This window comes from Bifidobacterium favimelis, from assembly GCF_037963085.1.
GTDB lineage: Bacteria > Actinomycetota > Actinomycetes > Actinomycetales > Bifidobacteriaceae > Bombiscardovia > Bombiscardovia favimelis.
Map to the genome: position 1 here is coordinate 1,406,136 of NZ_JBANDZ010000001.1, position 14,289 is coordinate 1,420,424.

Genomic DNA, 14,289 nt, shown 5'->3' on the forward strand with positions numbered 1-14,289 from the left:
GACACCCGACATCACCACCCGGCCCACTGACCCCAAGCAGAAGCCGGCCAAACCCGTCGACGGCCCGGGTCCGTCCGTCGACGGCACAGGTCCGTCCGGCGGCGTCCTGTCCAGCACGGGCAGCAGCACCGCCGTCATCCTGGCCACGGGAATCCTGACCCTGACCGCTGGAATCCTCATCCTGGCTGGCCTCCGCAAGAGCCGGGGAGCAGCACACCGCCCCCGCACCAGATAACGCCCGGAATCCTGACCCCACCGGGGGCCGGCGACCGGAGTGCACGCACAGCGCCGCCACTCCGCCGCCGGCCCCCATCCATCACTACAGGCACCGGCCATACGCGGGCCCCGCAAAACCCGATATACACTTAACGGCCCACCTCCCCTTGCCACAGGCAACAAACATCGGCATAAACCATCAGATGTCTGAAAGCACCATCGGCACAGGAAAATCCATCATCAGACAGGGAAGATCCCGGCCCGTATGGTCACAGGTCCCTTCCGAAGGTCGGGAAACGGCGCCGGTCCCGGATTGAGTCGGTCGCCGCTTGCGCGAACCGTTGTATTTTGTTGACCTTAAACCAACTCAAAGTCGTACAGTTAGACCGTGATAATGATCCCGCGAGGTGCCAATGACAAAAACGGTGTATGACAACCGATATTTCGAAGGAGAGCGGTCCCTGTTCGGCGAGTGCGATGCCACCCTGACCGGGACCACTTTCGGACCGGGCGAATCCCCCCTCAAACATGCACGGAACCTGACCCTGGACAGGGTGATCTTCCAGTGGAAGTACCCACTGTGGTATTGCAGGCACGTAGATGCGCGAAACATGGTTTTCGAGGAGATGTCACGCTCGGGCGTCTGGTACACCGATGACATCACGCTGACCGACAGCAGCATCCAGGCACCCAAGCTCTTCCGCCGTTGCAAGGGGGTCACTCTGGAGGACACACACTTCTCCGATGCCGCTGAAACCCTGTGGACCTGCCGGGAGGTGACCATGAACAGGGTCCAGGTCAACGGAGATTACTTTGGCAAGGACAGCAGCGGAATTAAGGCCGACCATCTGGATCTTGTCGGCAACTATGCATTCGACGGAGCCAGCGACGTGACCATCAGCCACTCGCGTCTGATAAGCAAGGACGCATTCTGGAATTGCCGGAACGTGACGATCACCGACTCCTTCATCGACGGCGAGTACCTGGGGTGGAACACCAGTAACCTGACCCTGGAGAACTGCACCGTGGAGAGCGACCAGGGCCTGTGCTACATCGACAAGCTGGTCATGAGGAAATGCAGGCTCATTCACACCGGTTTGGCCTTCGAATACTGCTCCGACATCGATGCCGAGATAGACTCGGAAGTGGACAGTATCAAGAACCCCATCAGCGGGGTCATCAGGGTCGGCGGTGTCGGCGATCTGATCATGGACCCAGCCAGGATCGACCCCTCGCGGACCGACATCCACGTGAGATCTTGAACAGCCTTGCATCAAGGCCGGAGCTGTGCATCCGATCCTGTTTTCATCGGGTGCCTGCGAGACGATGAAGACATGACAAAGACGGAAAGGGCTGAGATGGACGAATTTGATTTTGCCGATGCACCGGACCGGCGCCACTCCGATTCTGTCAAGTGGGACGTGGCCCCCGGTGAGCTGCCCATGTGGATAGCGGACATGGACCTGCGCACGGCGCCTGCGATCATCGAGGCCATGCAGGACAAAGTGGCAACCGGTGTCTTCGGCTACGAGGAACCGCATGAGGATTACTTTGATGCGGTCGCCGACTGGTACGTCCGAGAGCATCGGGCCCGGCCGCTGACCTCGTGGATGACCTTCTGCACCGGGGTGGTGCCGGCCATATCGTCCATTGTTCGAAGGGTCACGAACGTCGGCGACCAGGTGTTGGTCCAAGAACCGGTCTATAACATTTTCACTAATTCGATAGTCAACAACGGCAGGCACAAACTGTCCAGCGACCTGGTGTACGACCGGACCAGCCTCACCTATTCGGTTGATTGGGCTGATCTCGAGGCCAAACTGGCCCAACCTCTGACAACCCTCATGATCCTCTGCAACCCCCACAACCCGACGGGCCACGTCTGGTCACGGCAGGAGTTGGAACGGACGGCCGGTCTCTGTCTGAAACATCACGTGGTCCTCCTCAGCGATGAAATCCACGGGGACCTTGTCCTGCAAGGACCTGACTACACTCCGGCATTCAGCCTGGACGAATCGCTGAGGGGAGACACCATCACCTTGGTCTCACCCAGCAAGACCTTCAACCTGGCGGCCCTCCACGCCGCCACGGTCATCACCCCCGATCCGTATCTGCGGGCGCTGGTCGACCGGGGACTCAACACCGATGAACTCGCCGAACCCAACCTCCTGGCCATACCCGCCACCATCGCCGCCTATACCAAAGGCTCCGCCTGGCTGGAATCACTCAAGGCACAACTCCGCGCCAACCGTACCAGACTGGGCCAGGCCCTCGGGGAGTGCCGAACGGACGTCAAGCTGGTGCCTGCACAAGCCACCTATCTGGCCTGGCTGGACTGCACCGCCCTCACCTCCGACTCCGGGGAGATGTGCACGCAGCTGCGCAGACGTACGGGTTTATGCCTGTCTCCCGGGTCTATCTACGGAGGCAACGGCAACGGTTTCCTGCGGATGAACATAGCCTGCCCACCCTCCATGTTGGAAGACGGGCTGGCAAGGTTGACCTCTTTCCTCACGGTCTGACCCGCATAGGGAAAAGGGACCTGCAACCGGGTCAGACCGTCGGCAGCAGTGACCGGTTCCCCTGCTTATCGGGATGACAGGCCTCCATGTGGGTGGTCGGCGCGTTCGCCACGCAAGCGGATTGCGGGTGGACAACCCGATTTACTTCCCGCTGAATACCGGGAAGCGTTCGTCCTTGCCATAGCCTCCAAAGGACGTCATACACTTGAGCGCTTCCATGTCATCCGCGGAGATGTCGAAGTCCACGTCGACGTTTTCACGCATGTGGTCCGGGTTTTCCGCCTTTGGCAGGGGAAGGGCGCCGAGCTGCAGATCGTAGCGGATGCAGAGGCGGGCCGGAGTCACCCCATAGCGGGCCGCCATGGCAGAGACTTTGGGGTCGTCCAATATGGCTCCATGTGCCACCGGGGAGTATGCCTCCATGAGGATGCCCTCCCGATGGCAGTAGTCCATCAGATCAAGTGGGGTATGGCCTATGTGCATGAGGACCTGGTTGACCATGGGCCTGACCGTGCACGAGGAGAGGATGTTCTCGATGTCGGCCTGTGTGAAGTTGGAGACTCCTATGGCCCTGATCGAGCCTGATTCATAAGCCTCCTCCAGGGCCCTCCAGGCCTGGCGGTTGCCTTCGTCATAGTTCCCGCCCCGGAAGTCATCCCAGGGCTGAGGGCTGTGGATGATCATGAGGTCGATGTAGTCCAGGTCCAAATCCCGCAGCGAACCTTCTATTGCCTGTGCCGCCTGGTCATATGTCTTGGCCTCGGCAGCCAGCTTGGTGGTGACGAAGAGGGCGCTGCGGGGCAACCCGCTCTCACGGACCCCCCGTCCCACGCCTCGTTCGTTGCCGTAGGCCTCGGCCGTGTCTATATGCCGGTAGCCGATGTCAATGGCCTGGCGCACGGCTCCGGCCACCCTGTCCTCGTCGATGAGCCAGGTGCCCAGACCCAGTTTGGGGATTTCCACCCCATTGGACAGGTGGTAGTGCTCGTCAATGACCTTGTCACCCATGAAGCCCTCCTTGCAGCATGTCTCAGATCGGGATGGCCTCGTTCCGGCCGCCGTCACCAGGGAAACCGCAATGATTCTATAACCTCAAGCGGGCTTGAGGTCAAGCGACCGCCAAGGAGGCAAGCAGCCATCCCCGGTCCCGACGAGACGATTCCTCACAGCCGCTCACCCCACGTCCAGGAACACCCTCATCTCGTTCTCACCCCTGTTGGACCAAGCGAAATAGGGAATCAGAAGGGCCGTGGCCGGCTCGTGGACGACAGGACCCCACGGTTCATATAGGGGCCTGGTCTCCGCCTGCGAATCGGACTGCCTCCATGCCGGTACCCGGAGCCTGACCATGGGCCTGCTCACCTGGTCGACATGCCCTGCCGCACCAGGGTCGTCGGGGGCGGAACCGGCCATGAAGGTGAAGGGCTCCACCTCCACCTGTCCTCCATGGGCCTTGTCGATCCCCCTGCCGTCCGTCAGTAAAGCACGGCCATCAAGATGCAGGAGGTGGAGGTTGGCGCCGTTGTCGCGTTCCTCGGCGCAGAAGACGATCGGCCCCCTGACCAGTGCGACCCTGCCGGCATCCTGACTGACCAGGGGGTTGGCGGCCATGGCCCGTACGGGCATGTCGAAGTCGAAGTCGATGCCGTCGCCATCCCTCCAAGGTCCGGAAAGGTAAAGATACCCCTGGCTGACCCTTTTCGTGATGGGCGCATCGTCAGCGCAGGACCGGTGGACCTTTACGCAATCCGCTGCCGCTTCTCCCCCGGCCCAGGCCGGCAGGCGGAAGGCCAGGGTGCACTCCCGCGCGGTCAGGCTCCCGCCGCCACCACCGGCACCCAACCTGACGGTCGCGCAGGCTCCTCCGCTCCAGGGCAGGTCCGAATGCATGCAAAGGGTCAAAGGTCCCCCTGCAAGGTCAAGGCTGACCTGGCCGCCGATGTAGAGGTGGGTGAATACGGTGGCCCCGTCCTCGCCGACCGTGTAGGCATAATCCTGCACGGATTCCACCAACCTGGCCAGGTTTGGCGGGCAGCAGGCGCAACCGAACCACTTCTTGCGGACGATGGGGACGTAAGAGTACCTGGGGTCATGGTTCCGTCTGGTCTGCGGTCTGACCTCCAGGGGGTTGCCGTAGAAGAAGCTCTTGCCGTCCAGGGCCATCCCGTCCAGCACATTGTTGTAGAGGGCCAGCTCCATCACATCCCCATATTCGGCCCTGGGGTCGAGTTCCAACATCCGCCGTGCGAAGAAGACCAGGGCCACCGAGGCGCAGGTCTCGCAGTACCCGGTGTCATTGGGCAGGTCGTAGGCGTAGGAGTGGGACTCCGAATCGGCGTTTGCACCGACTCCCCCGGTGATGTAGAGCTTCCTGTCAACTATGTCCCGCCAGAGGGCATGGACCGCTTCATCAAGGGCGCCGTCACCGGTCAGCCGTGCCACATCGGCGGCACCGGCGTAGAGGTAGCCGGCCCTCACCGCATGGCCCACGGCCTGGCGCTGGTCCGCCACCGGCTCATGTGCCTGATAGTAGGCATATGGACGGGGCCAGTCCGTGTCGGGCTGGTATTCGACCCCGTCGTGCTCCGCCCGCTCCCGGTCCTCCTGCTCGAAGTAGAGGGGTTCGGTCCCGCGCTGATTGATGAAATAGGACGCGAGGTCCAGGTATCGGCGGACCCCAGTCGTCTCATAGAGGCGGACCAGGGCCATCTCGGCGATTTCATGCCCCGGGTACCCATGCAGCCTGCCGGGTTCCGGCCCGAAGACCGAGGCCACGTAGTCGGCGAAACGCTCCGCCGCGTGGAGCAGCCTGGTCTTGCCCGTCCCCTCGTAGTAGGCGATGGCCCCCTCGATCAGATGGCCCATGCAGTAGAGCTCGTGATGGTCCTTCAGGTCTGTGAAGTGGCGGTCCATCCCGTTGAGGATGTAGTAGGTGTCGAGGTAACCGTTCTCCAGCTGGGCGGCGCAGACCGTTTCTATGGCCTCGTCGGCGGTGCGTTCGAGTTCCTCGTCCGGGTGGTGGGCCAGTGAATATCCCACGGCCTCGACCCACTTGGAAAAGTCGGTGTCCTGGAATACATAGCCATAGAACTTGTCGGGATCAGGGTGGGAGGGGTCCTCGGGAAGGCAGTTGAACCCCCTGTTGGTGTAGGTGGGGGCATTCCCCCTGCCGTCTTTGCTGGCCTGGGCCGACAAACGTCTGTTCTGCGCGGCCGCCGCCCTGAAATTGTGCATGCAGTAGCTGGGTGCCGCTCCCGGAACCTGATCGTTCAGGGCCTTCCACTGGTAGGGCAAGACGGCCGTCCTCACCAGCTCCTGTTCGGCGGACCAGAAGGCGTCGTCCACACTGGCGGACCTGATGCCGATGGGCCTGCTGCACACCGACCCCACCGGCTCCGCGTCCCTGGCCGATGTCAGGTCCAACCCCTTTACTCTTTCTGTCCTTTCGCTTCCGGTCATGCCTTCATCTCCCCTTCAATGCGACGGCTGAAGACGACCAGGATCAGGCTGACCACGACCAGGGCGCCTGCGACGATCGGGAAGAGGTAGACCTGCTGGTCGGCCGTCTGGAAGAATTTGAAGAAGATGATGGCGATGGCGTTGCCGATGGCGGCCGTCTGGTTCCAGGCGGTCTGGAGCTGCGTCTCATAGGAGTCGGGCGACAGGCCCGAAACCAGGGAACTGCCGATGGGGCCCACCAACTGATCCGACAGGGCCATGAAGAAGTAGTAGACCAGCACCCACCAGAGGCTGTACCGGGCACCCGTACCGCCCCCCAGAATCAAGGCGGGGATTGTCAGGGTGAAGAAGGCCAGGGCTGTGACCAGGAGGCCTGCGCTGTACTTGTAGGTGGTCCTGATCTTCCCGGCCCTGGTCTTGGTCCACAGGAAGATGAAGACCGGCCCGGCTATCAGGTCCATGACCGTGTAGATCACCTGGACGGAACCGGGGGCGATGGTGAAGCCGAAGACCACCCGGTCGACCTTCTTATCGAGGAAGATGGCTATGGCGCTTGTCAGGAGGGTGCCGCTGAGGGCCATGACTATCTGCGCCATGAAGAACCAGAGGAAGGCCCGCAGATGGGTATGGTCCCGCTTGGTCAGGTCCTTCTTGTTGAAGAGGTTGACCAGGAAGCAGAGGGGGACGATGAAGGCGAAGGTTGTCACGGCGTTGATGACGCTGTTGAGGTTGAAATGGCCGCTGATGACCAGGACCGCGATGGCTGCGGCGACCACTGCCGCCACGATGCCGCCCCACTTGAGCACCCGCCTGCTCTCTTCCTTCGAGAGGGGCTTGATGGGGGCCTCGCCGAGGGGGCCGAAGAACTTGTACTGGGTGAAGAAGATGGAGGCCCCGTACAGGAGGGCGAAGACCCCGGCGACGGCGAACCCGATGTGGAAGTTCTTCAACCCTATCTGGGCGACGACGACGGGGGTGATGATGCCAGCCACCGTATTGGCGAATTGGTGGATGGTGAAGGCCGCATCCCGTCGGCGTGCGTCATCCTTGCGGTACATCTGCCCGGTGAGGGAGGCGTTCGACATGCCCATGATCGGCATGGACAGGAGGACCAGGGAGATGTAGGCCATGGTCTGCCCTATCATCTGGCTGGTCGCTGGTATCGCCAGTATGAAGAAGGCGAGGGCCTTCAGGAGGTTCCCCAAGACCAGGGCCTTGCGCATGCCCAGAACCCTGTCGGAAAGCCAGGAACCGACGATGTTGAGCAGGCCGTTGGCCGCCCCCATCCCCGCGATCATCAGCGCCGCATCCCCCTGCGAGAAGCCCAGCCCCTGGGAGAAGGGCGTGTAGAGGTAGTAGATCATCAAGGCGTAGAAGGCACCCCAGGCGGCCGAGTTGCAGAAGTTCCCCAGGGCCAGGGTGCCGACACCTCGTGGGTGTCCGAAGAAGCGGGTGTCGTCTCTGACTTCCTCGATGGTGCTCTCTATATGTTTCATGGTTCTACCGCTTTTCTGGAATGGTGGGCAATATATAGAAAAGGTGTATTATTTTGAGGTTTACTTTGTTTACTCACACGGGGTGCCATCTGCATGGTCAGCCTCGGTTGAAATAGACGGAGTACCTCTCGTGGTCCACGGCGAAGAGGGGGATCATCGTCATGCCGTCTACGTGGAAGACCAGGGTTCCCGGCTCCCTGGTGACCCTCTTCGCCAGTTCTTCGGCGTCGTGGGCGTGGAGGTCGGCCATGCCCCCCTCCTCCTGGTCGATGGCCGCGAGGATGTAAGGCCCGTATGCCACGCTCACAAGGGAGGGGACATCTGGAGTGGGAACGAAGCGGAGGGTAGGTTCGAAGGCCAGTTCCACGATGTCTCCGGCGGACAGGTCACGGTCCACCCTCATGTAACGGTCCTGTTCCGTCGTCTCCACCTCCGAGCCGTTGACCCGGACGCTCATACGACGGCTCCAGGCGGGATGGCGCAGGATCAAGGGCTCGGAGAGCCTGCCGACATGGATGGCCACCCGACCGGGGTCAGCCATGTCCGCTTCGATCGCCAGATCCGCCGTTTCGGTCTTCAGCCGTGACGGGACATACAGGGCGACCAGGAGGCCGGCGCCGCTTTCGTAATAGATGCTGTCTCCATACTGGAACTGGCTCTCAAGACCGGTGCCATGGCAGCAGGTGTTGTCGGTGTCGAAGGTCTTGGAAGCCCCCGCCTGTGTGCCCATGAAGTAGATGGTGCCGCCGATGCCCTCATGATCGCCCGTGCCCAGCACGTGGTTGACCATGGTGTTTTCGTAGTAATCCATCTTCTCCACGTCGGGCTCGTAGGGGAAGAGGTCCCGGGTGAGCTTGAGCATGTTGTATGAGGCGCAGGATTCGGCCGAGTTCTCATTGAGCCTGGTGCCGATCACATCCGGCTGTTGGAACATCTCGCCGTCCCCCGTGCCGCCGAACGAGTATATGTGGTGTTCCACCACGCTGTTCCAGAAAAAGCGGGCGATCTGGTAATACCGTTCCTCATGCCCTGCCTCATAGGTCTTGAGGGCTCCCACGATCTGCGGAATGTGTTGGTTGGCGTGGAGGGAGCCCAGGGCGTCTATGTGCCACTCCATGGGTACGAAGAGTTTGTCGTTGTCGAAGAAGCGCGCCGCCTCCAGGTAGGTGTCGTCACCGGTCAACCGGGCCAGGGTGGCCAGGGATTCGTTCATTCCCCCGAATTCCCCTGCTATATACAGGCCCCACATCTTTTTCCGGTGACTGGGATCGAGGCGCTTCAACCGGGCATGGGTCCAGTCGCCGATCCCCCTGGCTATTTCGAGGGCCTGGGGAAGGCCGGCGACCTGGTAGGCGTCCAGCAGACCGGCCAGTATCTTGTGCAGGGTGTAGTAGGGCGCCCATATCTTCGGGTAGGTCGTGAATTGTTCGAGCAGGTCGAACTGCCGCTCGTCATAGGCGCTGAGGAAGCCCGGATGGATTCCGGGCCGCGCGGCGAAGGCCTCCTGGACGGTGCCGAGTTCCGATACCATGTATCCGAGCTTTCCAAGGATCCCCTGATCGCCGGTGGCCCCATAGGCCTGGGCCAGGGCGCTCAGATAGTGGCCTGTGGTATGCCCTCTCAGGTTGGAATCAGGCGTATCCCAACCGACCATGTCCGGGGCCCCCTTGGTGTCCAGGCCAGCGGCCCGCCGGAAATTGACCAGCATCTGATCGTCGTCGACGCTCTTGAGGAACCGCAGGCGCAGCCCCTGGGCCCTTTCGAAGGGGCTGCCGGGGGTCAGACGGACGGCCTGCATGGGGAAGGGGCGGACCTTCATCTTCCTGTCACTTGTCTTCGCGGCCAGGTGCTCTTTGATGACCACCCTTCCGGCGACCTGATAATCCGTTGCGTCCACATGCCCCGTGACCCGGTGTTCTCCCACCTGGTCATACCGCCGCCGTTCACCCCCGTCCCAGACGACGACCTGGGGCAGCACCTCCCCCTTGTCCGTCTTCACAACGACGACCTGGGGCAGGTAGAAGGTCTCGCCGACCGCATGCTCCAGCTCTATCGGATGGATCGCGTCGATGACGATGTGGTTGCGCTCCTCCAGTACATTGACCTCGTACACGACCTCTTCATCGACGCCGTCCTTTGAGAAGGTGGCCGTCAGGTTCACCGTCCGGTCCCCGATGCCATACGCCGGACGGGTGACCTTCCCCGTATCGGTGACATATCGGTCGTCGCCGGACTTCCAAGTGATATGGGACCCGTTCTTCCCCGAGGAGGGAAGATCCAGGTCATATTCGACCGTCCGGAGATTGCCCAGGTAGAGGCTTTGAATGTCATCCTTGACCGTGCGTTCCGCTTCCGTGACCATCGGCGCATCTCTCCTTCGACCGTACGCTTGCTACCCTGCTGCCAATGGTTCCATCGTAACGGCTGCCCCGGTTCCGACCGGTGTAGTAGAATCCAGAATAAGTAGATTATTTTTACTGATTGCCACAAGGTCAGGGTCGATTATAATGACATACTTCTGCGATGAGGAACCCCACCCCCTGCCTGAACTCATTTCGGCGGGCACCTTCATCGGCGAAGCCGGATGGAAGCACGACAGGCGGGTCATCAACAGCTATGAGATAATCTGCCTGACCCAGGGGGTCCTTCCCATCCAAATCGGCGATGACCGGTATATGGCCGGCCCCGGCACCTTTCTCCTGGTCCCCCCTCTGGTCGAGCATCAGGGGTTCCGACCCATCGGCGGAGGGTTGAAGTTCGATTGGTTCCACTTCAGCCTGACCGGCCTGCACCCCGCGGACCAGCCCGGCTCGGGTGACGGGGCACCGGACCGTCCCTCCATCCTGCTGCCGGGATACAGCGAGGAGCTGGTCATGGACAGGATCCATGTCATCACCAACCAGCTCCTGGACGTCTATGAAATGGGAGGGGACCAGGAGTACCTCAATTGCATACTGGCCTGCATTCTGCATGAGGTGACCATGCAGACCAGGAGGACCTTCCGGGAGCAGCCCATGGACCCCCACGGGCTGCAACCGGTCCATGACTGGATAAGAATCCACGCCCTGGGGCCGATCAGTCTGGAGCAGATCGCCGATTACTTCAATTACAACAAGAGCTACCTGTCACGCATATACAAGAAAAGGTTCGGCATCAACATCTCCCGGGAGATCGAACGTTTCCGGATGGAGGCGGCCAAGTCCCTCCTGGTCGAAACGGACGACACCGTCGACGAAATCGGCTCGATCGTCGGGTACAACGATGCGAAGTACTTCATGAAGACCTTCAAGCGGAACACCGGCATCACCCCCACCCGTTACCGCAGGACCTTCAATCAGAGGCATTTCAACTCGCACTAGGTCCCCGGCCCCGGCAGGCGGCGGACCGCCGGCAGGGTGAAGCATCGGGAACAATCGGTGGCTTTTCTTGACGCAACCGCGCCCGGCGATGGCCCTCCACCGCCACCCGACATAGGATGGAAGGTGCATGGAGGTTCCGCAATGAAGGGAGATTCCGAAATGCCGCACGTCGAACAACCCAAGTTGATTTTCAGCCAGATGATAGATCCCCGCCGCATAGAACTCTATTGGGACCAGGAGGTCGAGGGCGCCGCCGATCCGGACAATTTCCGCGTGGCCCTGGACGCAAGCCCGGTCGACCTGATGAACGACGAGGATGTGGAGTGGAACCTTCTCAATGTATATGAGCCGATAAAAAAACGGACCACCCTGATAACGCGGCATCCGCTGGACCACCGTGCCCTGGGGCGGCTCACTGTGCACACCGGATCCGCCATTCGGAACCGGCACGGGCAGCAGGCCGACCCCGATCGTACCTACGTGGTCAACAACTGGAAGGACTACTACACGCAGTTCACCAACTGCCGTTGTGGCATCGCCATCAAGTCCTCCGACGATGTGAGCCACTACACCCGGCTCCTCGCCGCTTCTCTCATCGACACCATGCTTTCGAAGGCGCCCGACATCGCACGGGCCATGGTCGCACAGGGGGCTGAAGTCGCCATCTATGGATTCCACGAGGATGTCTATGACATCCCCGAGCACAGGGGAGGGGCACAGATCATGGACCGTCCGGTCGAGGGGTACGGCGGCATGGTGGAAGACCCGGTCACCTCGATATCGGCGAAGAACATCCAAAGGATCACGGAGGGGATCGACCAGACCCGCTACCTCAATGAATCGATACTGGCGCACGAGTTCGGACATGCCATACACCTGCTGGGGATCAACCAGCTGGAGGACCGGTCGCTCGCCCATGAACTCGAAGAAGCCTACCGGCATGCATCCCGGACCGGTCTGTGGCCCTGCACCTACCTGATGGGCAACATCGAGGAGTACTTCGCCACCCTGACCTCCATGTGGTTCAACGTCATGGCCGAATCCGCCACGGACACATGGGACGGGGTCCGCGGCCCCCTGAACACCCGCAGCGAGTTGCGGGAATACGACCCCCAGGCCTATGCCCTGCTGGACCGGATATATCCGGCTGTGAATCTGCCATACCCCTGGAACACCAATCCCGTCAACCACGACTACTCGGGCCATATGGACCAGGTCCCCAAGCCCCCGGCACAGAGCCCCGACCCGTCGCTGTGACCGGTGAAAGGGTCGGGGGCGGCAAGGTGGCTTTCCAGGATGCAGACCCCTTGGATGGGCGTCCCCACCGGTGTGGCGTCCCCTGTGAAGCGTAGACTGCAACCTGACGATTTTCATAGAGCAGTGAGCACCCGGCTTCGGCCCGGCTCCGTATTGCGGGCGACAGAGCCCGAACGGGGCCTTCTTGTCATGCCATTGACATGTTCCATCAAGCCGTATGCAAATGTGCCGCTGCGGCATCGTCCTCAGAACGATGCCACCTTCAAGGGAAAACCCATCCACCGAATCATAGGAAAGAACGAAACATGACCGACAGAACACATGCCCCTTCCAGCGACGTCAGCGACAACCGGGAGAACTGGAACGACCGGGCCGAGATCCATGCACAAGGAGGGTACGGCGACCTGGGAGCCTTCGCCGACGATCCGACCGCCCTCACCCCGGTGGTCATGAAAGACATGGCCGTGCTCAGGGACCACCTCCCCGACCACACGGTGCGGGGACGCCGCCTCCTCCACCTCCAGTGCCACATAGGCGATGACACCCTGACCTGGTGGAGGTTGGGGGCCAGGGAGGTCCACGGGCTGGACTTCTCCCCCGCCGCCCTCAACCACGCCCGTCGGCTGGCCGCCCGTGCCCACGCCCCCATCACCTACGTCGAAGGTGATGCCCGTTTCGCCTCCGAGGCCATGCCCGACAAGAAGGGTTTCTTCGACCTGATCGTCACATCGGTCGGCACCATCACCTGGCTGCCCGACCTCCGGGAGTGGGCACAATCCATCGCCTCCCTCCTGGCACCGGGAGGCATCTTCATGATCAGGGACACCCACCCCCTCCTTTTCGCCCTGGACGAGGACGGCCTGACCATCGTGCAAGGTTGGTTCAGCGGGACCGAAATCACCTACGAGACCGATCAGACCTACACGATGAGACAGGATGACGGCGAGGAGGAAAGGACAGGAGGCATCGTCGGGAAAGCCGACACCCCGGGCCCCAGAATCACACACACGACCAACCACAACTGGGCGCACGACTTCCAGGAGATGACCGGGGTCCTCATCGACGCAGGCCTGACCATCAGGGCCCTGGGAGAGCATGACATCAGCGACTGGAAGGCCCTCCCCATGCTGGAGTACGACAAGGGGCGCCAGGGTTGGGTCATGCCTGAGGGCCTTCCCAGGATCCCCCTGACCTTCTCGCTGGTGGCGCAGAAGCCGGAAACCCTATAAGGACGTCGGCCCGGATGCCGCAGACCGGGCATCCGGGCCGACACCGCCACGACCGGCAGGGCCAGCCGAAGCCAGCCGGGAATCCCCATCGGGGCCATGGCCATCGGGATGAAACGGCCCCGGCGTTCTCACATCCGGCAGTGACGACGTTCCATAGTCCCTCTTGTCTATACCCCGGAGATGATTCGTTAGGTAGCTAATGAATCATAAGGAAGAAGGTCGGACTTGTCAGAAGACAAAAAACAGGGGGACTACGGCAAACAAATCAAGCGGGCCGCCAATCTGATGGCCAGGTCAATGGATGCCTATGCAAGGGGGTATGGCCTGACCGGAAGCCAGATGTCGATCATCGACTTCCTTGGTGACGGGCGGGACCATACCCAGCGGGACATCGAGGCCGAATTCGACATCCGAGGGTCAACAGCCACGGTGATACTGCGACGGATGGAGGCGAAGGGACTGGTCGTCACCCGACGGTCACCCGACGACGGCCGCCAGAAAACCGTCAGCCTGACCGAAGGCTCCAAGCCCATCCGAGCTGCAGCAGGAGCTTACATCCAGGCCCAGAGGGAGGCCATGACCGACAACTTCAGCAGGCAGGAACTCGACACCTTCCTGCGGGTGCTCTCCTACTTCATCCACTTGAACTCACAACCGGGCGAAAAAGAGCGACAGGGGGCCGAGACGACGCAAAGACCCTCGGTCGTATCCGGAAACGACGACGAGGGACGGGAGGGAAGATGAGGGCCGT

11 protein-coding genes are annotated in these 14,289 nt (G+C 61.5%); 7 read left to right on the forward strand and 4 right to left on the reverse strand.

Annotated features, from left to right (window positions below):
- From V6584_RS05705 to V6584_RS05715, 3 genes are all read left to right on the forward strand, one after another.
- Positions 1–235, forward strand: a 235-nt coding sequence (locus V6584_RS05705; RefSeq protein WP_340486255.1) for a hypothetical protein, incomplete at its 5' end; no start/stop codon positions are given.
- A gap of 394 nt (positions 236–629) precedes the next feature.
- Positions 630–1,478 carry a DUF3737 family protein gene (locus V6584_RS05710; protein WP_340469517.1) on the forward strand — a complete coding sequence of 283 codons (849 nt, stop codon included), beginning with the start codon at positions 630–632 and terminating at the stop codon, positions 1,476–1,478.
- 72 nt (positions 1,479–1,550) lie between these two features.
- The gene (locus tag V6584_RS05715) at positions 1,551–2,738 is read left to right on the forward strand and encodes a MalY/PatB family protein (protein WP_340486257.1); all 1,188 of its coding nucleotides are present in this window, start codon (positions 1,551–1,553) and stop codon (positions 2,736–2,738) included.
- A gap of 141 nt (positions 2,739–2,879) precedes the next feature.
- Here V6584_RS05715 and V6584_RS05720 read toward each other — a convergent pair whose 3' ends face one another.
- The 4 genes from V6584_RS05720 to V6584_RS05735 form a co-directional block, all read right to left on the reverse strand.
- Entirely contained in the window at positions 2,880–3,746 is an 867-nt protein-coding gene (locus V6584_RS05720; RefSeq protein WP_340469519.1) for an aldo/keto reductase, read from the reverse strand.
- Positions 3,747–3,911: 165 nt separating this feature from the next.
- Entirely contained in the window at positions 3,912–6,128 is a 2,217-nt protein-coding gene (locus V6584_RS05725) for a glycoside hydrolase family 127 protein (RefSeq protein ID WP_340469784.1), read from the reverse strand.
- Positions 6,129–6,193: 65 nt separating this feature from the next.
- The gene (locus V6584_RS05730; RefSeq protein WP_340469520.1) at positions 6,194–7,693 is read right to left on the reverse strand and encodes an oligopeptide:H+ symporter; all 1,500 of its coding nucleotides are present in this window, start codon (positions 7,691–7,693) and stop codon (positions 6,194–6,196) included.
- 97 nt (positions 7,694–7,790) lie between these two features.
- Positions 7,791–10,055, reverse strand: a complete 2,265-nt coding sequence (locus tag V6584_RS05735; RefSeq protein ID WP_340469522.1) for a beta-L-arabinofuranosidase domain-containing protein — start codon at positions 10,053–10,055, stop codon at positions 7,791–7,793.
- Positions 10,056–10,200: 145 nt separating this feature from the next.
- Here V6584_RS05735 and V6584_RS05740 point away from each other — a divergent pair, with 145 nt between their 5' ends.
- The 4 genes from V6584_RS05740 to V6584_RS05755 all read left to right on the forward strand — a co-directional run bounded on the left by V6584_RS05740 (position 10,201) and on the right by V6584_RS05755 (position 14,282).
- Complete coding sequence (locus V6584_RS05740; protein WP_340469523.1) at positions 10,201–11,052, forward strand: helix-turn-helix domain-containing protein; 852 nt, start codon at positions 10,201–10,203, stop codon at positions 11,050–11,052.
- A 141-nt stretch (positions 11,053–11,193) separates the two neighbouring features.
- A complete protein-coding gene (locus V6584_RS05745) occupies positions 11,194–12,309 on the forward strand; it encodes a hypothetical protein (protein ID WP_340469524.1) in 1,116 nt (371 codons plus the stop codon).
- A 305-nt stretch (positions 12,310–12,614) separates the two neighbouring features.
- Positions 12,615–13,538 (forward strand): class I SAM-dependent methyltransferase, encoded by a 924-nt coding sequence (locus V6584_RS05750; protein WP_340469525.1) that lies wholly within the window; start codon positions 12,615–12,617, stop codon positions 13,536–13,538.
- Between the two features lie 225 nt (positions 13,539–13,763).
- On the forward strand, positions 13,764–14,282 hold the full coding sequence (locus V6584_RS05755) for a MarR family winged helix-turn-helix transcriptional regulator (protein WP_340469526.1): 519 nt from the start codon (positions 13,764–13,766) through the stop codon (positions 14,280–14,282).
- The last annotated feature ends 7 nt before the right edge of the window (positions 14,283–14,289 follow it).